This window comes from Acidovorax sp. Root219 (assembly GCF_001428665.1).
GTDB lineage: Bacteria > Pseudomonadota > Gammaproteobacteria > Burkholderiales > Burkholderiaceae_C > Acidovorax.
On the sequence record NZ_LMIJ01000034.1, the window covers coordinates 13,603 to 34,999 of the forward strand.

Annotated in this window: 22 protein-coding genes; 11 read left to right on the forward strand and 11 right to left on the reverse strand. The window is 67.1% G+C overall.

Translation table 11 applies throughout. The features are described from left to right. Nucleotides 1-46: 46 nt before the first annotated feature. The 3 genes from ASE28_RS26835 to ASE28_RS26845 all read left to right on the forward strand — a co-directional run bounded on the left by ASE28_RS26835 (nucleotide 47) and on the right by ASE28_RS26845 (nucleotide 2,053). The gene (locus ASE28_RS26835) at nucleotides 47-1,033 is read left to right on the forward strand and encodes a tripartite tricarboxylate transporter substrate binding protein (protein ID WP_057269212.1); all 987 of its coding nucleotides are present in this window, start codon (nucleotides 47-49) and stop codon (nucleotides 1,031-1,033) included. Between the two features lie 264 nt (nucleotides 1,034-1,297). Beyond that, nucleotides 1,298-1,603: a DUF2845 domain-containing protein gene (locus ASE28_RS26840; protein WP_057269213.1), complete on the forward strand. Its 306-nt coding sequence runs from the start codon at nucleotides 1,298-1,300 to the stop codon at nucleotides 1,601-1,603. Between the two features lie 57 nt (nucleotides 1,604-1,660). After that, nucleotides 1,661-2,053 (forward strand): hypothetical protein, encoded by a 393-nt coding sequence (locus ASE28_RS26845; protein WP_057269214.1) that lies wholly within the window; start codon nucleotides 1,661-1,663, stop codon nucleotides 2,051-2,053. A gap of 60 nt (nucleotides 2,054-2,113) precedes the next feature. On the opposite strand, the gene ASE28_RS26850 is transcribed toward ASE28_RS26845, so the two are convergent. Both ASE28_RS26850 and ASE28_RS26855 read right to left on the reverse strand, forming a co-directional pair. Further along, nucleotides 2,114-2,740, reverse strand: coding sequence for a hypothetical protein (locus tag ASE28_RS26850; RefSeq protein WP_057269215.1), 627 nt, complete (start codon nucleotides 2,738-2,740; stop codon nucleotides 2,114-2,116). 103 nt (nucleotides 2,741-2,843) lie between these two features. After that, on the reverse strand, nucleotides 2,844-3,491 hold the full coding sequence (locus tag ASE28_RS26855; RefSeq protein ID WP_057269216.1) for a TetR/AcrR family transcriptional regulator: 648 nt from the start codon (nucleotides 3,489-3,491) through the stop codon (nucleotides 2,844-2,846). A gap of 171 nt (nucleotides 3,492-3,662) precedes the next feature. Here ASE28_RS26855 and ASE28_RS26860 point away from each other — a divergent pair, with 171 nt between their 5' ends. From ASE28_RS26860 to ASE28_RS26880, 5 genes are all read left to right on the forward strand, one after another. Beyond that, nucleotides 3,663-4,895, forward strand: a complete 1,233-nt coding sequence (locus ASE28_RS26860; protein ID WP_235516234.1) for an efflux RND transporter periplasmic adaptor subunit — start codon at nucleotides 3,663-3,665, stop codon at nucleotides 4,893-4,895. A 21-nt stretch (nucleotides 4,896-4,916) separates the two neighbouring features. After that, nucleotides 4,917-8,078: an efflux RND transporter permease subunit gene (locus ASE28_RS26865; RefSeq protein ID WP_057269218.1), complete on the forward strand. Its 3,162-nt coding sequence runs from the start codon at nucleotides 4,917-4,919 to the stop codon at nucleotides 8,076-8,078. Nucleotide 8,079: 1 nt separating this feature from the next. After that, nucleotides 8,080-9,498 carry an AdeC/AdeK/OprM family multidrug efflux complex outer membrane factor gene (adeC, locus tag ASE28_RS26870; protein ID WP_057269335.1) on the forward strand — a complete coding sequence of 473 codons (1,419 nt, stop codon included), beginning with the start codon at nucleotides 8,080-8,082 and terminating at the stop codon, nucleotides 9,496-9,498. Nucleotides 9,499-9,921: 423 nt separating this feature from the next. Beyond that, nucleotides 9,922-10,326 (forward strand): VOC family protein, encoded by a 405-nt coding sequence (locus ASE28_RS26875; RefSeq protein ID WP_057269219.1) that lies wholly within the window; start codon nucleotides 9,922-9,924, stop codon nucleotides 10,324-10,326. Nucleotides 10,327-10,354: 28 nt separating this feature from the next. After that, on the forward strand, nucleotides 10,355-10,660 hold the full coding sequence (locus tag ASE28_RS26880; protein WP_157422137.1) for a hypothetical protein: 306 nt from the start codon (nucleotides 10,355-10,357) through the stop codon (nucleotides 10,658-10,660). 100 nt (nucleotides 10,661-10,760) lie between these two features. On the opposite strand, the gene ASE28_RS26885 is transcribed toward ASE28_RS26880, so the two are convergent. Continuing rightward, on the reverse strand, nucleotides 10,761-11,396 hold the full coding sequence (locus tag ASE28_RS26885) for a hypothetical protein (RefSeq protein WP_157422138.1): 636 nt from the start codon (nucleotides 11,394-11,396) through the stop codon (nucleotides 10,761-10,763). A 196-nt stretch (nucleotides 11,397-11,592) separates the two neighbouring features. Beyond that, nucleotides 11,593-12,198, reverse strand: coding sequence for an ATP-dependent Clp protease proteolytic subunit (locus ASE28_RS26890; protein ID WP_057200915.1), 606 nt, complete (start codon nucleotides 12,196-12,198; stop codon nucleotides 11,593-11,595). A gap of 113 nt (nucleotides 12,199-12,311) precedes the next feature. Between ASE28_RS26890 and ASE28_RS26895 the strand changes: the two genes are divergently transcribed. Next, nucleotides 12,312-13,157: a sigma-70 family RNA polymerase sigma factor gene (locus ASE28_RS26895; RefSeq protein WP_057269222.1), complete on the forward strand. Its 846-nt coding sequence runs from the start codon at nucleotides 12,312-12,314 to the stop codon at nucleotides 13,155-13,157. On the opposite strand, the gene ASE28_RS26900 is transcribed toward ASE28_RS26895, so the two are convergent. Beyond that, nucleotides 13,138-13,584: a GNAT family N-acetyltransferase gene (locus ASE28_RS26900; RefSeq protein WP_057269223.1), complete on the reverse strand. Its 447-nt coding sequence runs from the start codon at nucleotides 13,582-13,584 to the stop codon at nucleotides 13,138-13,140. The two genes, ASE28_RS26895 and ASE28_RS26900, sit on opposite strands and share 20 nt — an antisense overlap. 89 nt (nucleotides 13,585-13,673) lie before the next feature. Between ASE28_RS26900 and ASE28_RS26905 the strand changes: the two genes are divergently transcribed. Continuing rightward, nucleotides 13,674-14,384 carry an alpha/beta hydrolase gene (locus ASE28_RS26905; protein WP_057269224.1) on the forward strand — a complete coding sequence of 237 codons (711 nt, stop codon included), beginning with the start codon at nucleotides 13,674-13,676 and terminating at the stop codon, nucleotides 14,382-14,384. A gap of 33 nt (nucleotides 14,385-14,417) precedes the next feature. Here the strand turns inward: ASE28_RS26905 and ASE28_RS26910 are convergent, their stop codons facing one another. After that, complete coding sequence (locus tag ASE28_RS26910) at nucleotides 14,418-14,828, reverse strand: DUF4279 domain-containing protein (RefSeq protein WP_057269336.1); 411 nt, start codon at nucleotides 14,826-14,828, stop codon at nucleotides 14,418-14,420. Between the two features lie 90 nt (nucleotides 14,829-14,918). After that, a complete protein-coding gene (locus tag ASE28_RS26915) occupies nucleotides 14,919-16,112 on the reverse strand; it encodes a CynX/NimT family MFS transporter (RefSeq protein ID WP_057269225.1) in 1,194 nt (397 codons plus the stop codon). Nucleotides 16,113-16,350: 238 nt separating this feature from the next. Here ASE28_RS26915 and ASE28_RS26920 point away from each other — a divergent pair, with 238 nt between their 5' ends. Then, nucleotides 16,351-17,322, forward strand: a complete 972-nt coding sequence (locus ASE28_RS26920) for a LysR family transcriptional regulator (protein WP_057269226.1) — start codon at nucleotides 16,351-16,353, stop codon at nucleotides 17,320-17,322. An 18-nt stretch (nucleotides 17,323-17,340) separates the two neighbouring features. Here the strand turns inward: ASE28_RS26920 and ASE28_RS26925 are convergent, their stop codons facing one another. The 4 genes from ASE28_RS26925 to fabV all read right to left on the reverse strand — a co-directional run bounded on the left by ASE28_RS26925 (nucleotide 17,341) and on the right by fabV (nucleotide 21,396). Continuing rightward, nucleotides 17,341-18,300: a hypothetical protein gene (locus tag ASE28_RS26925; protein ID WP_157422139.1), complete on the reverse strand. Its 960-nt coding sequence runs from the start codon at nucleotides 18,298-18,300 to the stop codon at nucleotides 17,341-17,343. Nucleotides 18,301-18,332: 32 nt separating this feature from the next. Next, nucleotides 18,333-19,397 (reverse strand): DUF4034 domain-containing protein, encoded by a 1,065-nt coding sequence (locus ASE28_RS26930; protein ID WP_057269228.1) that lies wholly within the window; start codon nucleotides 19,395-19,397, stop codon nucleotides 18,333-18,335. Between the two features lie 439 nt (nucleotides 19,398-19,836). Beyond that, complete coding sequence (locus ASE28_RS31665; RefSeq protein WP_200964003.1) at nucleotides 19,837-20,001, reverse strand: hypothetical protein; 165 nt, start codon at nucleotides 19,999-20,001, stop codon at nucleotides 19,837-19,839. A gap of 189 nt (nucleotides 20,002-20,190) precedes the next feature. Then, nucleotides 20,191-21,396 (reverse strand): enoyl-ACP reductase FabV, encoded by a 1,206-nt coding sequence (gene fabV / locus ASE28_RS26935; RefSeq protein WP_057269229.1) that lies wholly within the window; start codon nucleotides 21,394-21,396, stop codon nucleotides 20,191-20,193. Nucleotide 21,397 lies beyond the last annotated feature (1 nt).

The window sequence follows — 21,397 nt, forward strand, 5'->3', positions numbered from 1 at the left end:
ATTCATTGGCAACTGAAACAACTGAGATAACGGAGACACATCCCTCATGACAACGACCCGCAAACAATTCACCCTTCTGGCCTTGGCCGCACTGGCCGCGAGCCTTGGCGGCAGCGCCTTTGCCCAGGGCGGCAGCACCTACCCCGCCAAGCCCGTCACCCTGGTCGTGCCCACGGCGGCAGGCGGCACCACCGACCTGTCGGCCCGCATGCTGGCGCAGGCGCTGGGCCCGGTGCTGGGCCAGTCGGTCATTGCCGACAACAAGGGCGGCGGCAACGGCTCCATCGCGGCCAGCGCCGTCAAGCGTGCCGAGCCCGATGGCTACACCCTGCTCATGCAGTACTCGGGCTACCACGTCATCTCGCCCCACCTCACCAAGCAAAAGCAGTGGGAGCAGAGCGACTTCCAGCCCGTGGCCAACGTGATCTCGGCCCCGCAGATCATCGTGGTGCGCAACGACCTGCCGGTGAAGACCCTGGCCGAGCTCATTGCCTATGCCAAGGCCAACCCCGGCAAGCTCAACTACGCCTCGTCGGGCAACGGCTCGCTGCAGCACGTGACCGGCGCCATGCTGGAGCAGCAGGGCGGCGTGAAGATGGTGCACGTGCCCTACAAAGGCACCGGCCCCGCGCTGCAGGACCTGCTGGGTGGCCAGGTGGACCTGACCTTTGGCACCGCGCCGCCCTTCATGCCCCACATCGCCGCCGGCAAGCTGCGCGTGCTGGCCGTGACCGGCAAGGAGCGCCTGCCCAGCCTGCCCGATGCGCCCACCACCGCCGAGGCCGGCTACCCCAAGGTGGACGCCACCTCCTGGTTCGCCGTGTTCGCCCCGGCCGCCGTGCCCAAGCCCGTGATCGACAAGCTCGCCGCCGACATCCGCACCGTGGTGCAGAGCCCCGCCTTCAAGCAAAAGGCCCAGGAGCAGGGCGCCACGGCCGACTACCAGACGCCGCAGCAACTGGGTGACAAGGCCAAGGTGGAGCTGGCGAACTGGGCGACGGTGGTGAAGACCTCCAAGATCGAAGCCGAGTAAGACGGCTTGGTCAACGCGTCTGCAGGCTCACCCGTTGAGCAGGCAGGCTGCAAGCGCCAGAAGGGCCCGCCGCGTGCGGGCCTTTGTCATGGGGGTGTCTTTCAGCGTCAAACTTCCGCATCTGTTTCGCATCCAAACGACCATGCCGCTGACCCACGCCCACTCTCTCGGCCATGCCATGGTCCACCGCATCCGCCGGTCACTGGTGCTACCCGGCGCCTTGCTCCCCTGGCGGCCATCGCCATCATCTGCACCCTGTCTCCGATGAAAGAAGCCAGTGCCCAAGGCCTGGGTTGCGGCGGACTGCTGGTGGGCGCGGGCGACTCGCGCGCCAGCCTGGTCATGAAGTGCGGCCAGCCGTTTGCCACCGACACGGTGTGCATCCGCGTCCCGCGCGTCGTGTGGACCGTGCCCATGCACCCGCGCGAGGCGCCGCGCCAGATCGTGACCGAGCAGTGTGAATACGTCGACGAGTGGACCTACCACCGCGGCCCGGGCAACTTCATGTCGGTGGTGCGGCTGCAGAACGGGGCGGTGTCGCAGATACGGGATGGGGCGCGGGTGCCGTGACCGGGCGCCTCTGGTACTTCACGGGGCAGGTCCCGCATCGAATGCAAAATTCACCCCATGCCAACGACCCTACTACAGTGCACCATCCTCGTCGCGGCGGCCATGGCGTCGGCCACGGCTGCCGCGCGGACATACAACGACTACCTCGTCGTGAGCGAGGCCAAGCAGGCCGCTGCCGACGCCCTGCCTGATCCCAAGAGCGTGCGGTTTCGCGGTTTGTTCCTGTCGGAGCATGGTGATTCCAAAATCACGCTGTGTGGCGAGATCAACGGCAAGGACCGAACGGGCAGGTACACGGGGTTCAGGCGCTTCCTGGTCGAGGACACACTGGACTCGATGTTCGACCCCCAGGCCGGCCCGGGGGCAACGCCGGGGGAGGCCATGCTGCAGGGGATTTTTGGCCGCGTCCACCAGCGGGTGTGCTCCAACAAGGTCAAGGATGTGCGGTAGGGCCAGGGATCGGCAACATGCCCATCGGCTTCGCGCGGCCCCATTACCCCAACGCACGGCTCACTGCTCATCCTGCGCATAGATCTGCGGCGCCACGCCGAACACCCCCGCCAGCAGGTCGCGTACCTGCGCATAGCGGGGCTGCTTGGGAATGAGCTCCACCATGCGCGGCGGACAGGGCCGCAGGTTGATGAAGATGCCGAACTGGCACAGGCACATGAACGACACCTCGGGCATGGGCGCGTCGTCCCATTTCAGCAGCGCATTGCCTTCGCGGGCAGCGTCGATGACCAGCTCCATCAGTGTGCGCACGGGGTGGCCGGCGGGCAGGGCGAGCCTGTAGCCGTAGTCGCCCTCGATGGTGGACCAGTCGTAGAGCTTGTCCGTGAAGGGCAGGGAGCGGTTCTGGTAGGTCTGGTAGTGCGCAACGACCTCGTCTGCCGAGCCGAAGGTGATGGTCTGGAACAGGTCGTAGAAATGGTCGCCGACGATGTCGGGGTCCACCTGGGCATCTTCTTGCGGCGTGCGCGGGGTGTTGGCCAGGTCGCTTTGGAAGAAGGCGTCGATCTCGGGGCGCAGGGTGTCGAGGGACACGTAGCCTGCGCTGATCAGCGCGTTCAGCAAGCTCTTGAATTCGGCGGTGGTCATCGCCTCGAAGTTGGGTTTACCCAGCACCACACCTGTCATCGGGAATCCTTGTCAATAAACGGAGAATATTTTCGTCTGTTTGCAGGGTCACCGTGCTGAGGGGCCGGGTGTGCAGTGTGACCCTGGTCGCCGCTGAATTTTGCTATCTCTCAGCATCATCGTTGCAGTGCTTTGTTGCCGATGGCGGCGCATACGCCCTGGCAAAAGTGGCCAGCGCACGCTCGGCTACACCTTGCATCTCCTGCTCCGTCAGGGGCGGTGGGTTGCGGTAGTACCAGCGCAGCTGGGTTTCTGCGTTGAGCAGCGAGAAAAGCTGCAGCGCCGCCACCTGCGGGTCCTCCATGCGCAGGTGGCCGTTGTCCATGGCAGCGCGCAAGAACTCCGCCAGTTCGCAAGCGCCCCGTTGGGGCCCTGCCTCGTAGAACAGCTCGCCCATGTTCGAGTGCCCCGCCTCGGCCAGCACCATGCGGTGGGTGGCCAGCATTTGCGGGCTGCACAGAAACTGCACCAGCTTGTTGCAAAAGCTGCCCAGCACCTCATGGATGCCGCTGCGGATGTCGTGGGCCGCCAGTTCATCGAAGGCGGTGCGGATGTGCCTCTCGCCCGCTGCCAGGGTAACCGCCTGAAAAAGGGCCTCCTTGGACGGGTAGTAGCCGTAGATGGTGGATTTGGAGCCCCCGATGCGGCGAACGATCTCGGCGATGGAGGCGCGTTCGAAGCCAAGTTCCAGAAAAACCTCCGAGGCGACCTCCAGGATCGCCTCGCGGCGCGCTTCCGTCCGGACCTTCATGTTGTCTCCTTAAGTGTACCGATGGGTCCATTTTTGCTTGACAGGCGGGCTGTGTCAATTCGATAATTAACAATACCGTACCGTTCGGTACAGTTAAAACCTTCATTTTTGACCTTTTTGTGTCTGCCTGGCATTGCGAGATGCCTGGGCCCAGGAGCTCTTTCCATGCGCATGCATACCGCTATTCAACGACCCGTGGCCTGGATGGCTGCCGTTTCAGCCCTGGCGCTGGCGGCCTGTGGCGAAGCACCCCAGCCCCCTGCCGCGGGGGGCCAGGGCGTCCCCCAGGTCAGCGTGGTCACCGTGCAGCCCCAGCGCCTGCCGCTGACGACCGAGTTGCCGGGCCGTGTCGCCCCCGCCCTGATTGCCGAGGTGCGGCCCCAGATCACGGGGCTGGTGCTGCAGCGCCGCTTCAAGGAGGGCAGCGACGTGAAGGCGGGCGATGTGCTGTACCAGATCGATCCTGCGGTGTACCGCGCCAATGTGGACAGCGCCCAGGCCACGCTGTCCAAGTCCGAAGCCAATCTGGTCACGGTGCGGCTCAAGGCGGGGCGGTTCAAGGAGTTGGCTGCCATCAAGGCGGTGAGCCAGCAGGATGCGGACGATGCTGCTGCTGCGCTGCTGCAGGCCGAGGCGGAGGTCAGCTCTGCCAAGTCGGCGTTGCAAACGCAGCGCATCAACCTGGACTACACCCGCATCACGTCGCCCATCAGTGGGCGCATCGGGCGCTCGGCGGTGACGCCGGGTGCGCTGGTGACGGCGAACCAGGCCAACGCCCTGGCCACGGTGCAGCAGCTGAACCCGATCTATGTGGATGTGACCCAGTCCACGACCGCACTGCTGGCGCTCAGGCGGTCCATGGATGCGGGCACTCTCAAGAGCGGGACGGCCAAGGTACGGCTGGTGCTGGAGGACGGCAGTGTCTATGCGCAGGCCGGAACGCTGCAGTTTTCCGACGTGACGGTGGACCAGGCCACCGGGGCGGTGACCTTGCGCGCCGAGTTCCCCAACCCGCGTGCAGAGCTGCTGCCCGGCATGTATGCGCGCGCCGTGCTGGAAGAGGGCGTGCTGGAGCAGGCCTTGCTGGTGCCGCAACCGGCCGTGGGCCGCGATGCCACGGGCCAGCCCTATGCCTTCGTGCTGGGCAGCGATGGCAAGCTGGAGCAGCGTGCCTTGGTCACCGACCGTGCGGTGGGCGAGCAGTGGCTGGTGCGCGACGGGCTCAAGGCAGGCGACGTGGTCGTGGTCGAGGGCCAGCAAAAGGTGCGCGCCGGCCAGCCGGTGCAGCCGCAGCCCTACGCGCCTGCCCCATCGCACAAGCCGGCTGCCACCCAGAAGGTGGCGGCCACCAGCACCGCTGCTGCTGCCCCCGGCGCTACCGCCGCCACCGCCGCGGCCCATTGAGCACCGCCAACAGAGACCACCATGGCCCGTTTTTTCATAGACCGCCCCATCTTTGCATGGGTGCTCGCCATCATCACGATGCTGGCGGGCGTGATGGCAGTGCTCACGCTGCCCATCGCCCAGTACCCCACCATCGCGCCCCCTGCCATCGCCATATCGGCGTCCTACCCTGGTGCATCGTCCAAGACGCTGGAAGACACCGTCACCCAGGTCATCGAGCAGAAGATGAAGGGGCTGGACCGGCTGTCCTACATCGCGTCGAACAGCGAGTCGTCGGGCAACGTGACCATCACGCTGACCTTCGAGAATGGCACCAACCCGGACACCGCCCAGGTGCAGGTGCAGAACAAGCTGGCCCTGGCCACGCCCCTGCTGCCGCAAGAGGTGCAGCAGCAGGGCGTGCAGGTCACCAAGTCGGCCAACAACTTCCTGAACGTGCTGGCCTTCGTCTCGGAGGATGGCAAGCTCAATGGCTCCGACCTGTCGGACTATGTGGCCGCCAACGTGCAGGACCCCATCAGCCGCGTGGAGGGCGTGGGTGACACCACGCTGTTTGGCTCGCAGTACGCCATGCGCATCTGGCTGGACCCCAGCAAGCTCAACAGCTTCAACCTGACACCGCTGGATGTGAAGGCCGCCATACAGGCCCAGAACGCGCAGGTATCTGCCGGCCAACTGGGAGGCCTGCCATCGGCGGCCAATCAGGAACTCAATGCCACCATCACCGCGCAAACGCGCCTGAAGACGGCCGATGAGTTCGCCGCCATCTTGCTGCGCACGCAGGCCAACGGCGCAGCCGTGCGGCTGAGCGACGTGGCACGGATCGAGCTGGGCAGTGAGAACTACGCCACGGTGGCCCACTTCAACGGCAAGCCCGCCGCCGGCCTGGCCATCAAGCTGGCCACGGGCGCCAACGCACTGAACACCGTCAAGGCGGTGGATGCCAAGCTGGAGGAGCTGTCCAGGTTCTTCCCCCCCGGTGTCAAGGTCATCAAGCCGTATGACACCACCCCGTTCGTGCGCATCTCCATCCAGGAAGTGATCAAGACGCTGGTGGAGGCCGTGGTGCTGGTCTTCGTGGTGATGTACCTGTTCCTGCAGAATTGGCGCGCCACGCTCATCCCCACCATCGCCGTGCCGGTGGTGCTGCTGGGCACCTTCGGCGTGCTGGCTGCGTTTGGATATTCGCTCAACACCCTGACCATGCTGGCGATGGTGCTGGCCATCGGCTTGCTGGTGGACGATGCCATCGTGGTGGTCGAGAACGTCGAGCGGGTCATGGGCGAAGAGGGGCTCTCGCCGCTGGAGGCGACCCGCAAATCCATGGGGCAGATCACGGGCGCCCTGGTGGGCGTGGCGCTGGTGCTGGCTGCCGTGTTCGTGCCCATGGCGTTTTTCGGTGGTTCCACGGGCGTCATCTACCGCCAGTTCACCGTCACCATCGTCTCGGCAATGACGCTGTCGGTGCTGGTCGCCATGGTGCTCACGCCGGCCCTGTGCGCCACCCTGCTCAAGCCGGTTCCCAAGGGCCATGCGCTGACGGACAAGGGGTTCTTTGGCGCCTTCAACCGCGCGTTCGACCGCAGCAACCGGGGCTACCAGGGCGTGGTGCAGCGCATGCTCAAACGCGGCGGGCGCTGGATGGTGGGCTACGCCATCGTGGTGGTGGCCGTGGGCTTTGTGTTCACCAAGATCCCCGCCGGATTCTTGCCCGACGAAGACCAGGGTACCTTGTTCGCCATCGTGCAATTGCCACCCGGCGCCACACAGAAGAACACGCAGAAGGTGCTCGAACAGGTGCAGCACCATTTTCTGAAAGAGCAAAAGGACGCCGTCGACGCCATCTTCACGGTGGCTGGCTTCAGCTTTGCGGGCAGCGGGCAGAACACGGGCTTCGCGTTCATCAAGCTCAAGGCCTGGGATGAGCGCACGGCGCCTGGCCTGAAGGCACAGGCCGTGGCCAACAAGGCCATGGGCGCACTGTCGCAGATCCGCAATGCCTCGGTCTTTGCATTTGCGCCCCCTGCTGTGTCCGAGCTGGGCAATGCCAGCGGTTTCGATCTGATGCTGCAGGACCGGGGCAACCTGGGCCACGCGGCACTCATGCAGGCGCGCAACCAGCTCTTGGGGGCCTTGATGAAAGAGCCCGGCCTGGTGGCCGTGCGGCCCAACGGCATGGAGGACGCACCCGAGTTCCGCCTGGAGATCGATGAGCACAAGGCGGGCGCGCTGGGGCTGTCGATGGGCGACATCAACAACACCTTCTCCGCCGCCTGGGGCAGCAGCTACGTCAATGACTTCATCGACAAGGGCCGTGTGAAAAAGGTCTTTCTGCAGGCCGATGCAGCCCATCGCATGTCGCCTTCGGACATCGACAAATGGTACGTGCGCAACAGCAGCGGCACGATGGTTCCGTTCAGCGCGTTCTCGACCTCGGGCTGGATCAGTGGCTCGCCCCGGCTGGAGCGTTACAACGGCGTGCCATCGGTGGAAATCATGGGCATGGCGATGCCCGGCGCCATGTCCAGCGGTCAGGCTCTGGACCTGGTGGAGCGCCATGCGGCCGATTTGCCCGCTGGCATCGGCTTTGAGTGGACCGGCGTGTCGCGCCAGGAGCGGGAGGCCGGTGGCAAGGCTTCGCTGCTGTATGCGGTGTCCATCCTGGTCGTGTTCCTGTGCCTTGCGGCACTGTACGAGAGCTGGTCGATTCCGTTTTCGGTGCTGCTGGTGGTGCCGCTCGGGGTGCTGGGCACCCTGGTCGCCGCAGTGCTGACCTGGAAGATGAACGACGTGTACTTTCAGGTCGGCCTGCTGACCACGGTGGGACTGGCGTCCAAGAACGCGATCCTGATCGTCGAGTTCGCCAAGGAGTTGTATGCCAAGGGCATGCCGCTGGTCGAGTCGGCCATCACCGCCGCGCGCATGCGGTTGCGACCCATCCTGATGACCTCGCTGGCGTTCATCCTGGGGGTGCTGCCCCTCATGCTGAGCAAGGGCGCGGGCGCCGGTGCGCAGAACGCGCTGGGTACTGCCGTGGTGGGGGGCATGGTGTCTGGCACGGTGCTGGCCATCTTCTTCGTGCCGCTTTTCTTCGTGGTCGTGCAACGGCTTGTCGGGCGCAAAAACCAGGCCCCCTCGGATGCTCCGCACGCTGGTGCACCTGTTCTTTCGGAGGGCCACTGACATGCCTCGTTCCCTGACCCTGACCCTTGTGGCTGCAGCGCTGCTGCTGAGCGGTTGCGCCAACCTGGCACCGCATTACGAGCGGCCCGCTGCCGTGGTGCCGGCGGTGTACCCCGCCGCGTCGGCCGATGGCCCGGCTGATGTACCGGCCATGGCCAGCCTGGCCTGGGGCGATTTTTTTGCAGATGCCAAACTGCGCCGCCTGATCGAGCTGGCACTGGCCAACAACCGCGATCTGCGCGTGGCCATCCTCAACATCGAGCAGGCCCGCGCGCAGTACCGTGTGCAGGACGCGCAGATGCTGCCCAGCATCAACGCTGCGGGCAGCGGCACTGCGGCGCGCACGCCGCCCGGCCTGTCGGGCACCGGCGCGGCGGTCACCAGCCACCAGTACAGCGCCAATCTGGGGGTGAGCGCCTATGAGCTGGACCTGTTTGGCCGCGTGCGCAACCTGAGTGATCAGGCGCTGCAGCAGTTTCTGGCCACTGAGCAGGCGCGCCACGCCACCCAGATCAGCCTGGTGGGCGAGGTGACCACCGCCTACCTGACCTGGGCAGCCGACCTGGAGCGGCTGGCCCTGGCCCGCGAGACCTTGCGCAGCCAGGGCGAGTCGTACCGGCTGACGCAGACGCGCTTTGAACTGGGCGCGGCGTCTGCCCTGACGCTGCGCCAGCTGCAGACCAGTGTGGAGAGCGCCCGCGTGGACCTGGCCCGCTATACCGGCCAGGTGGCGCAAGACCGCAACGCCCTGGCGCTGCTGCTGGGCGCGCAGGTGCCCCAGGCGCTGGAGGCCGACGCTCTGGGCGACACACTGAATGCCTTGCCCGAGTTGCCAGCGGGCGTGCCGTCGGACCTGTTGCTGCGCCGGCCCGACCTGCTGCAATCGGAGCACCAGCTCAAGGCCGCCACCGCCAACATCGGCGCTGCGCGGGCGGCGTTCTATCCACGCATCAGCCTGACGGCCACGGCCGGCAGCGGCAGTGCAGACCTGTCGGGCCTGTTCAAGGCGGGCTCGGGCAGCTGGAGCTTCATCCCGCAGATCAGCCTGCCCATTTTTGACGGCGGGGCCAACCAGGCCAATCTGGAAAGCGCCGTGGCTGCGCGCGACATCGCGGTGGCGCAGTACGAGAAGGCCATCCAGACCGCGTTTCGCGAGGTGGCGGACGCGCTGGCGCAACGCAGCGCCGTCGGCGATCAACTGCAGGCGCAAACTGCGTTGGTGCAAGCCGGTGGCGAGGTGCTGCAGATGTCGCAGGCCCGCTTTGACCGGGGGGTGGACGGCTACCTGGACGTGCTGGACGCGCAGCGCACCTGGTACAGCGCGCGCCAGGCTCTGATCGGCACGCGCCTGGCACGGTTGAGCAATGGCGTCACCTTGTACAAGGCGCTGGGGGGTGGCTGGTCGACCCCGCAGTCATGAGTGACGCAAGGAGCGGCAACGCCTTGGCGAATGGCGCCAGTGTGACGCATGGCATGCCCGTCAAGAGCGCCCTTGCCAAGCAACCCCATGTTCATTGCCGGCAGCGCTTCTCAGCGGCCTTGACCGGGGTGGAAATGCGCCCCGGGCCTGCCTTGCCGCATCCCACTGGTGGGTGAAACACGCCAGGCAAACCCGGGGACAAACCGGCAAGCCACTGGGCCCTTGAGGGCCCTCTCCCTACTTCCTCTCTTCTTTGTTAACGATTGTAGAAGCGGGGGGCGGTCTTGGCAGGCACCCAAATGGGGGAGGTGGCAACAGCCGTTGCCGTGCTCTGGGCTGCTGCGCGCGTTGGTGGGGTGGTGCCCCAGGTGGCTCTAGCCTTCGTTTATGCTGGGTGTCCGATCTTTGGGGGGCCCCGCCGCCATGCTGAGCTATATCACCCTGGGTGCGAACGATATGCATGCATCCGACCGCTTCTACTCTGCGTTGCTGGGGCCGCTGGGTTACCGCAAGCAGGTCGATAGCGAGGGCCTGGCGTTCTCGCTGCCCGAGCATGCTAGCCAATCCGGCAGCCCCTGCGTCGTCTACGTGAAGCCGCCTTTCGACGGAAAGCCGGCGACCGTGGGCAATGGTTCGATGGCGGCGTTTCGCACCGGCTCGCACGACTTGGTTCGGCAGGTGCACGCGGCGGCGGTTGCCGCCGGTGGCACCGATGAGGGCCCGCCCGGGTTTCGTGCTGCCTACAGCAAGAATTTCTTTGTCGCGTATGTCCGGGACCCGGTGGGGAACAAGATTGCGCTTTTCTGCAATGAAGTTCCCCATGCATAGGGGCCCCGGCGCCGAGAAATCCACCACCATGGATATCCAGGTCACCCGGCAGGCCTGCTGCTCTGCCGACGACCAGGCGGGGCCGCTGCAAGCCGTTTACTCGGTGGACGAGCATTGCACCCTCGCGGATCTGGTGGAGCGCATCCGGGTGTCGAAATTCCTGCAGTTTTCATCCACGCACAACCGGCTGTCTGGCCTGGTGCAGGGGGCATGTGTGGTGGAGGTGTTGGCAGGGTGGGGCAGCAAGCCGGAGTTTCATGTGGACCCGGCGGCATCGGTGGGCTCCGTCATCGGCTTGCACACGTTGGACTTTTGCTTTCTACATGCCCAATAGAAGCGGGCCGCAGCTATCTGGCTCCTGCCGTATGCAAAAAAGGCGCGCAACCGCACTGCAGCCTTGGCATCGATCACCGCATCTGCGACGCCGATGGTCGCTACGCCGCGTCGGGCTCCATCTGCACGTTCCAGGCGTCCACGATTTCTGCCAGCTTGGGGCTGCGCTTGGTGCCGATCTGCAGGCCTTGCGATATCGCGGCGACGATGTGCTTGGCCCCCAGGTCCAGGCTGGGGGGCGCGTCTGCGGCGCTGAGGACATCCCTGGCCCGCAGCAGCAGCACCCCGGCCTCAGCGATCAGATCAGTTTTGTCGATCTCGAAAAAGTCGTCGCGGATGGGCTTGTGCTTGTCGAGCCGCGTCTTGATCGCGTCAGAAAATAAATCGGGCACCGCCTTGTGCAGGCTGAGAAAGAACTTCTCGTTCGCCTGCAGGGAGCTCAGGGTGTGCCGGTACCTGGTGGGCAGGTGGGGCGCGTAGGTGCGGATGGCCGTCGCCAGCTCTTGCTGGGCGCCGACCCGGGCGGCGACGCCCGTGGGGGATTCGAACGCTTCGCGGATCAGCGCAAGCTTGGCCTCCGACGCCTGAAGCGCCACCCGCAACTGCCCCACATGCTGCTCGTAGCGGACTCTGTTGAAGGCCGTGCCTTCGTTGATTTCGTACAGCTTCCAGCTGAGCGCGCCGCAGGCTGCCAGGGCGGCAACGATCACAAAGATCACGATAAGCGCTGTTGACATGCGGGGGCCGGATGGGTGGGTGGATGAATCTGCGGAGCATACAGGTTGTGCAGATTGGGCGATGTAAGCAGGCTTCAGGCGCAGCAAGGCAGTTGGGGCCGAATACGCCGCAGGGGCTTGCGTCACTGCGTGCAGTCGGGCCGCAGGGCGCTCCCCGGTCGCTCGCCGCGTGCGCCCATTGAGGCCAGCGCTGGCTTCAGGCCCTGCGCAGCTCGGTCTTGCGCTCGATGACCCGCGACACCAGCCCGTACTCCACCGCCTCCTCGGCCGAGAGCCAGTGGTCGCGCTCGATGTCGGCCAGCACCACTTCGATGGGCTTGCCGGTCTCGCGGGCGATGGTGCGGGCGATGCGCTCGCGGGCCTTGACGATTTCGCGCGCCTGCACGGCGATGTCGGTGGCCTGGCCGCCGGCGCCGCCGCTGGGCTGGTGGATCAGAAAGCGCGTGTTGGGCAGGCAGTAGCGCCGCTCGCGCGGGGCCGCGAGGTACAGGTGGGTGGCAGCGCTGCCCACCCAGCCGGTGCCGATCATGTTCACCGGCGCGGCGATGAAGCGCACGATGTCGTGGATGGCGTCGCCCGATTCGAGGTGGCCGCCGGGCGAGCTGACGATGATGTCGATGGGCTCGGGGCCCTCGGCATCCAGGGCGATGAGGCGGCGCGTGACATCGGCGGCGGTCACGTCGGTCACGGTGCCGAAGATCAGCAGGGTGCGCGCCTTGAAGGCCTTTTCCTCCAGGTAGGAGGTGCGCGGCTCGGTGGCGCTGGAGGGTGGGGGAGGGGTGTCGTCTGCGGCGTAGTACATGGAATGGGTCTTTCGGTTGAGATGAACTGCCTTGACGAACGAGCCTGCGGTTTCGTGACATGGCCCGTGTGGCCGCGCCAGCAGAGTGCGCGGTGCTATGGCAAGATTTGTGGATGCTTGATGACCGCCACCACCTGCCCCTGACAGACCCATCCTACCGCCGCAGCCTGGTGCGTGCCGCCGCGCGCCTGCTGGGCCCGGCAGAGGCCGAGGATGCCGTGCAGGATGCCTATGTGCGCGTGCTGGAGGCCGATGCCGCCACCATGCGCGGGCTTGGTGCCGCGCAGGCCTGGCTGCACACGGTGGTGCGCAACCTGGCCATCGACCGGCTGCGGCGCCGGCAGTGGATGCAGCAGTGGCTGGCCGAAGTGGCCGGCCGCGATGGCGGCACGGAGCGGGCGTCGTCGCCCTCGGCCGAGTCCGAGTCCGAGGCGTTGCTGGCGCAGCAGGCCACGCACGCCCTTCGCATGCTCGCGGCCCGTTTGGCGCCAGCCGATGGGGCCGCAGTGCTGCTGTACGAGGTGTTCGAAGCCAGCCATGCTGAATTGGCCCAGGCCGGCGGCAAGACCGAGGCCGGCAGCCGCCAGCAACTGCGGCGGGCGCTGCTGCGGTTGCGGCAAGCCGATGGGGGTGGCACTGCCGAGCCCCTTGCACCGCCTGAACCGGGCGAGCGTGAAGAGGCCGCATTTCGCGTCTATCTGCAGGCACTGCAGCTGCGCGACCCGCAGGCGCTGTGGGCCATGCTGGGCCAGCCGCCGGTGCGTGCGGTGGTGCGGGCCCTGTCGGCATCGGGTGGCCCGGCTTCGGCGCATGCGGCCACCGCCGCCACGACCACCTGCGGCATCGTGCAGGTGGGCGGGCAGCTGGGCCTGGTGTTGACGCTCGATGGTGTCAGGCTGTGTGTGCTGCCGCTGGGTGTGCGGGCGGAGTGCGAGACGCTCACTCCATCGGCCGCTTGATCACGAAGCCCCGCTCCGTATCCCCGTTGAAGCCCAGTTTTTCGTAGAGGCGGTGGGCTTGCGGCCGCTGGGAACCCGAGAGCAACACCACCTTGCAGCAGCCAAGGCGCCAGGCTTCATGGACGGCGAACTGGAGACATGCCTCGGCCAGACCCAGACGCTGAAAGGCCGATGCGGTGACCACATGCTCGATGAAGCCGATGGGGCGGCCTGCGCTGGCGAGGTTGGCCACCAGGGCCAGCATGCAGGTCGCGCCTGCCTGGCCTTCGTGCTCGCACACCACAATGAAGGATTGGGGGCTGTCGTGGACGTTGTTCCACAGCTCCAGGGCCCGGCCTGGGGCCAGCGGCGGGTCGTGCGGCCGCAGCTCGCGGTACAGGGCGAGCACGGCGTCCATGTCGGATGCGATAGCACGGCGGGCGATCATCGTGTGGGCTCCAGATTGGCTGGGTTCGGTCGGCTGGTCCACTGTAGCGGCTGGGGCGTGCCATCATCCGGCTCTACCTGAAAGCAGCCATGGTGCGTTCTCATTTCCAGGTTCCCTTTCGCGGCGTGCAACTGCACGGAACCACCACCCACAGCCCATCCCACAGCACGCCACGCACCCTGGCCCTGCATGGCTGCGGCGCCTCGTCGCGCCTGGGGTACCAGCCCTTGCTGGACTTTCTGGCTGAGCGCAGCCACGCCAGCGTTGCGTTCGACTTTGCAGGCCAGGGCGAGAGCACGGGCAGCATGGCCGCGTCGGGCCTGCTCGACCGGGCGCAGCAGGCCCTGGCGGTGGTGGACTTCCTCCAGATGCCCCGGCCCGTGTCGCTGATCGCATCCAGCATGGGCGGGCATATCGCCTGTTCGCTGATCGAGGCGCTGGCCCCGCCCGCTCTGGTGCTGTATTGCCCAGCCGCCTATGAGGCTGCGGCGCTGGAGGTGCCCTTTGCACCGGCGTTCCAGCAGGTGATCCGCGCGACGAGCGACTTTGCGGCCTCACCCGCATTCGATGCGCTCGAACGCTTCGAAGGGCGCTTGCTGCTGGTGCTGGGCGCCGAGGATGCGGTGATCCCACGGCAGGTGGAGGACCAATACATCCGGCGTGCCCGCAAGGCCCGGAGCGTGGAGGTGCTGCGGCTCGATGGCGCGGCCCACCACCTGCATGCCTGGCTCAAGGACCGGCCGGTAGAGTTCGCGCACGTGGCGCAGCGGGTGCTTGCGATCCTGGAAGGGACGGGCTGAGGGGGCTGTCGCGCACGAACGTCGGGGTCGGACTCAGTCGTCTGCACGGTAAATGTCCAGGTCGAGTTCTATGCCCCGCTCCCCTAACGCACGCAGCGATTGAGGAGACAGGCTCAGCCCTTCGTTTGAACTGTTCAAGAAAATTCCGCAGAACAGATCGAGTTGGTATCTGCTGTTGAGATGGGCCCAGATATGCAGGTCCGAGGTGAGCTGATCAAGGAGTTCAGCGATTTGGGCATTCAAGTCTTGCGGCTTGCTCTCGGTGGCATTCAGCCGCCAGCTACCGGTTCTGGCAACGCGAATCCTGCCGTTGCTACCCATGATTTGCTCGCCCATGCGGTAGGCCTGTGTCGGTAGGGAACGCAGTAACGCTGTTATCTCATCAGGATCAAGGTCGTCCCCGATGAATCGGAGCGTGGCAACAGAGCGATGAACGGGACCCATGTTGAGTGTGTAGACCTGGATGATTTGACGGTACCTGCCGTTCACGGAGGTTTGGGCTGAGCAGTGGGCGCTATGGTACGGGCTGGCTGTTCAAGAGCCCCCAGCACCAGCCCGCCAGCGCACCGCCCCCCCCATCGCCAGCGCCGCCACCACCACGCACACCGCCGCCGCCGGCCAGCCATGGCGGTCCACCGCATTGCCGACAAGCAGCGGCCCGAGCGCCTGGCCCAGGTTGCTGCCCTGCATGAGCAGGCCCACGGCCAGCGCGGCGTGGGCGGGGGTCGCTGTGACCTGCGGCACCGACGACAGCAGGCTGGATGGCACCAGGCCGCCCATGGCCGAGAACACCAGGCACAGCGCAAAGGCGGCCCACGGGGGCAGCACCGGCACGAAGATGCCCAGGGCGCACAGCGCCATCGCGGCGGCGGCGGCCGTGCCCAGCATGGTGCGGCCCACCCGGGGCAGCAGCGCGCCTGCGGCCAGGTTGCCCGCGATGTTGGCGGCGCTGGCCAGGGCCGCGAGCAGGCCCACCGCGCCGGGGCCCACCTGCATGCGCTGCTGCAGCAGCACGGGCAGAAAGCTGAAGAGCGCGAAGAACATCAGGCTGTAGAGCAGAAAGGTGGTGGCCAGCGCCAGTGCGGGGCCGCGCCATACCTCGGCGATGCGCGCGGGCGGCGATGCGGCCGTGGCATGCGCGCCGGTGGCGCGGGGAACCGCCCACAGCACCAGCGCTGCAATGAGGCCCGAGGCCAGCGCTACGGCAACCCACAGACTGCGCCAGCCACCAAACCACGGCCCAGTGAGCATGGCCAGCGCGATGCCGGTGGGCATGAAGCAGCTCCACAGCGCCATGGCGCGGCTGCGGTCGGCGGCCTGCACCAGCCGCGCCAGCACGGTGGGCCCGCCCACGGTGATGAGCACAAAGCCCAGCCCCTCCACCCCGCGCGAGGCGAGCAGCGCCGCATAGCTGCCGGACAGTACGGCGAGCAGCGCGCCAAGCACCGTGGCCACCAGGCCCAGGGCCAGCATGCGGCGGTCTCCCGCACGGGCGATGACAGAGCCCGCAGCCACGCCACCCAGCGCGCCAAGCACGGCGAAGGTGCCGCCCAGGGCGCCCAGCATGGCCAGGCTGAGCCCCAGGCCGGACTGCAGCTGCGGTGCCGCAATGGCCACCTTGCCCAGGTGGAAGGACGAGGCCACGCCGGCGGCCACCACCACGGCCACGGCGCGCCAGTCGGTGGGTGGCGGGGCGGGTAGTGGTCGTGCAATTTCGTTTGCGTGCATCACGCCACCCCCTGCGCAAACCCGAGCGCCTCGGTGCCGCTACCCGGGCTGCGCATGCCTTGGGACGTGGGTGTGGTGTGACCGCAGGAGGGATAGGAGGGAACGAGAGCCTGGGTCATGGTGGCGCCAACGTCTTTCTGTGATCGGGATGAGTCCAAGTATCGGCACATGGATTGATCTACGGAAGCCATAAAATTCAGGCCATCTTGATCTATGAAACAGATCAACAAGGCCCTTCATGCTCGACGCCCTCACCCTCGATCAGATCCGCATGTTCGTCACTGTGGCCGAGGCCGGCAGCTTTCGCGCCGGGGCCGCGCGCCTGCTGCGCGCCCAGTCGGCCGTGAGCCATGCCATCGCCAACCTCGAGAACCAGCTGGGCGTGGCCGTGTTCGACCGCAGTGGCCACCGGCCCACGCTCACGGCGGCGGGCGCCGCCCTGCTGGAGGACGCGCGCGCCGTGCTGCTCAAGGTGGACTTCTTGCGGGCGCGTGCGCGCGGCCTGGGCGAGGGCGTGGAGACCGAGCTGGCCCTGATGGTGGACACGCTCTACCCGCTGCCCCTGGCGGCTGCAGCGCTGGGCGAGTTGCGCGCCGCACTGCCATCGGTGCGGTTGCGCCTGGCCACCGCACCGCTGGGCGGCACGCTGCAGGCACTGCGCGACGAGGCCTGCGACCTGGCCATCATGGCGGGCGAGGATTTCCGCGACCCGCGCATCGAGACCGAGGCATTGCAGGCGGTGCCCATCGTGGCGGTGGCGGCCCGGGCACACCCCTTGGCCCAGCGCCGCACCAAGACCCTGGCGGGCGCGGACCTGGCCGACCACCTGCAGATCGTGCTGGAGGACCCGAGCGACCTGTCTGAAGGGCGCGACTTTGGCGTCCTCTCACCCCAGACCCTGCGCGTAGGCACCCAGGACGCCAAGCGCGCCCTGATATTGGCCGGCGTGGGCTGGGGCCGCCTGCCGCAATGGGCGGTGGAGCGCGAGCTGGCCGAAGGGCACCTGCTGCCCCTGCCCGCCACGGCCCTGGGCCCGCAGGGCGTGGCGCAGACGCAGACCTACCTGGCCTGGCGCACGGACCGGGCCTTGGGGGTTGCGGCGCTGGCGTTGCGGGAAGTGCTGCACCGGCTGGCGGCGGCTCCGGTTGCGCGAGTGCGAAGGCGAGTGCCGGGTGAGTCTCCGGTTGGTGCGGGTGCAAAGGCAGCCTGAGCGGGCTGCCGGCGCCATTCAGGCCGGCACCTGCCGCCCGAACGCCCAGGCCTTGCACCGCTCGTAGAAGGGCTCGCCGCCCCAGGCCCGCCAGAAGGCGGCCTCCGGGCCGTTGGTGCCAGGGGCCCGGCCCATGAGCTCGGTGGTGCGCTTCCTGTCCTGGGCCACGCAGGCCATGGCGGCGTGCTGGACCAGGTCGGTGCTGCTGGGGCGGTGGCTGACCAGGTCAGTGAGTGCTGTGTCCATGGTGTTCCAGTCGGTCACCCCGGGCTTGAAGGGTGCCAGCCGCAGGGCCGGCGCGTGGAAGAAGGCCGACAGGTAGATGACCGCGTGCATGCCCTTGCCCCGGGTCTTGGCCGTGCGCTGCACGGCCATGTCCGCCAGCTCCCGCAACTGGGGCAGGGCGTCGGTGCTCTTGAGGTCGAGCGCGGTCACCACTTCCTCGAAGAACATTTCCCCTGGCTCCGACATGGCGGGCAGGTGGGCCTTGACCAGGGCCACCGTCTGCGCGGGAGTGGCGCCGCCCATGGTCTTGAGGGCGATGTAGGTGGCGTTCCACATCGGGTCCTTGCGGCCTTGCTCCTTCACCTTGTCCAGCGCCTGGATGGCCTCTGATGTCTGGCGTTCCTGCGCAGCCCAGTCGCGGTTGGCGGGGGCATCGCGCACCGCCAGCCGGCCCAGGAAGATGGCAGCCGGCACGCTGGTGGGCGATGCCTGCACCCACTGCCTGGCCACGTCCCAGGCGGCTGTGGCTTCGGGCGTGTTGCCGCCCACGCCGCCGCTGCGCGCCCGCAGGGCGCTGAAGAAGGACTCGGCACCATTGCGGCTGGAGTTGGTGGCGGGCTGCTCCGACGCTGCGGCGTACAGGCTCTCCACCTGGGAGAACGCCTGTCGTTCAAGCAGTTGGTAGGCGCCCATGTAGTCGCGAAAGGTCGGCTGGGCCAGTCCCGTGCCGGCCATGCCGAGATACAGGAGCAAGGCGGTGGCTACCGCCAGCGATGGGCGCCGCATCACGAGGCGTTGCCCTGCGACCAGCTCTTGCAGCGCACGTACTCGTTGCGGCCTTCCCAGGCGTCGGGCACCACGTCCTGGGCGATGCGCTGCAGCACCTCGGCCGTGGTCTTCTTGTCCTGGGCGGCCACGCAGGCCATGCGGGCGTACGAGTTGAGGTTGTAGTTGTCGGGGTAGCGCTTGACCAAGTCCTCGAAGCCTGCGCGGATGCGCGGCCAGTCCACGTCGGGGCGGGCGAAGACCGCGGCGCCCTGGTGGTTCAGGCCGTAGTACACGTTCCAGTAGATGCGGGCGTAGAAAGTCTGGCCTTGTTCGGCCTTGGTGTTCTCCACCGCCTGCGCCGCCAGGTCGGCAATCGCCTTGTAGCTGCCGCCCCATTGCGGCAGCAGGCTTTGCGAGATGGTGAAGTAGACGTCGTGGTTGCGGGGGAAGGCAGCGATCGCGTCCTGGGCCAGCTTGGCATAGTCCTGGCGGCTGGCCTGGCCGTACTGCGCGTAGGTCAGCAACTCGGACCACCAGTTGGGGTCCTTGCGGCCGTATTCGGCACTCGCGAACAAGGTGCGCAAGGCCTGCTGGTTGAGCTCCTGGAATTTTTTCATGTCCTCGTCACGCACGGTGTTGGCGTAGCCGCCGCCGCGGTGCGCCCAGGCCTGCTTGCTGTAGGCGCTGGCCAGGGTCATCGCGGCCAGGGTGGACTGGGGGTTCTGCTTCAGCCAGGCCTGGGCCCGTTGCTGGTGCTCGACCCAGAAGGCGTCGTTCACGCGCGGGCAAGGCTCCTTGGCGCACGGGGGCGGGGGTGAAGCCCCGCCGAATCCGCTGGCGATGGAGCGCACCATGCGGTTGGCGCGGTAGACGCCGGAGGGCATGCGGGCGTCCTCGCGCAGCGCCTTGGTGTACCAAGCGTCCAGCTTCGCGTACTCGCCCGACGAATAATTCTTGATGAACAGCACGGCGATTTCGCTGCGCTCCTCGGCATCGCCGGCATGGGCTGGGCCGGCGGGTGCAATGAACAATGGCAAAGCCAGGGCAACCGCGGCTGCCCAGCGCGTGGTGAGTTTCCTCATGATTCGATTCCCTCTCTTTTTTGATGGGAGGGAATTTACACCGCTTGTGTGGCGCGCAAATGCAAGTGATTGTTCAGGGCCCGTTCACCGCAGCGCAAACCCCGCGCCCTTGAGCGCCTCCACCAGCCGGTGCCGGCCCTTGAGCGCATCGGCATTGGCCAGGCGCTGCAGCACCAGGTCGCCAGGGCCTGTTAACCCTGTTTTCAGGGATCGCTTTGCCTGGCCTGGGAGCCGTCTGCGGCGTTGCCCGCGCTTGCAAAGTGCACGCCTTGGCAAAGTCCGCAACGCCGTGATGCGCCCGCTGCCACCCGGCCCGAAGGGTGAGGGTCTGGCAGGGCCGCACTTGTCGTTGCCGTGCTCGCTGGGTATCCAACCCGGCTGCGCCTGGCGCCTAGATTGCGGCCCTGCCAGACCCTCACGCACAGCTGATTTCCCCGCTTCAGTGGACTCGGGTCTGCACCGTGTCGGGCGGCAGGGCGTCGGGCAGAAAGTTGCGCACCGAGCGGTGCGACAGGATGTGCTCGACCACGGGGTGGCGGGGCACGGGCCAGGTGGCGGCCTGGGCGCCGTAGCGGGCCTGCAGGTAGGTGGGGGTGTAGGTCATGGCGTGGCTGGTGGGCAGGGGTGAAACGTGGCGTGACACGTCACCGCCAAGGTAGCATTCCCCGCAGGGCCGCCAAGCGCGAAAACCGCATGTGTCTATGCGGTGTGGTGATATGGGGCACCGGCCCGCAGGCTCCCTGATCCAGTCCATAGGCGCAAAGCCTGCAGACTGGCAGGCGCCAGACTTCGTTCAGACGCTCACGACGCCGGGTATCTGCACATCGGTCGCCACATCGGCCCCGTAGTCGACGCCTTCGACCCCGAAACCGAACAGGCGCAGGAATTCCGATTGGTAGCCTGCGAAATCCGTGGTCTCGCGCAGGTTCTCCGTAGTCACCTGGTGCCAGGCCTGGCCGACGGGGGCCTGGACTTTTTCTTCCAGCTCCTTCTCGTCGGCCCTGAGTCGGCCCTCTTCGTCCAGGTGGGGCGCCGCGCCATACAGGCTGTCGCGAAAAAGCCCGTCGACCTGTTCGATGCAGCCTTCGTGGGTGCCTTGCGCCTTCATGACCTTGAACAGCAGCGACAGGTACAGCGGCATCATGGGGATGGCGGAGCTCGCCTGGGTGACCACGGCCTTGAGCACCGATACGCGCGCATCGCCACCGTGGGCGGCCAGTTGGCTGCGGATGCCGATGACCCGGCGGTCCAGGTCTTTCTTGGCGGCGCCGATGGAGCCGTTCCAGTAGATGTCGCGGGTGATCTGCTCGCCCAGGTAGGTGAAGGCGGTCGTCTTGGCGCCGTCGGCCAGCACGCCGGCGGCCTGCAGGGCGTCGATCCACATCTGCCAGTCCTCACCGCCCATCACCGCCACGGTGTCGTCGATTTCTTTCTGTGTCGCAGGCTGCAGGGCGGTCTCCTTGATCACGGCGCTGTCGGTGTCGAGGCTGCGCACCTGGATGGCCTGGCCGATGGGCTTGAGGGTCGAGTTGAAGACTTCGCCGGTGCGGGGATGCTTGCGCCGGGGTGCGGCAAGGCTGTAGACGACCAGGTCGACCTGGCCCCAGTCGCGCCGGATGGTTTCGATGGTTTGCTGCTTGACCTCGTCGGAGAAGCCGTCGCCGTTGATGCTGGCCGCGTACAGGCCCTCGGCTGCCGCCTGCTGGTGGAAGGCGGCGGTGTTGTACCAGCCGGCGGAGCCTGGCTTGTCCGGCGTGCCGGGGCGTTCGAAGAAGACGCCGAGCGTGCCCGCGCCGCCCGCAAAGGCAGCGGTGATGCGGGCGGCCAGGCCGTAGCCGGTGGATGCGCCGATCACCAGCACCCGCTTGGGTGCCCCGCCTGCACCGCCGAGGGGGCCGCGCGCCTTGACGTAATCGATCTGCTGGCGAACGTTGGCCGCGCAGCCCAGGGGGTGCGCCGTGACGCAGATGAAGCCGCGTATGCGGGGTTGAATGATCATG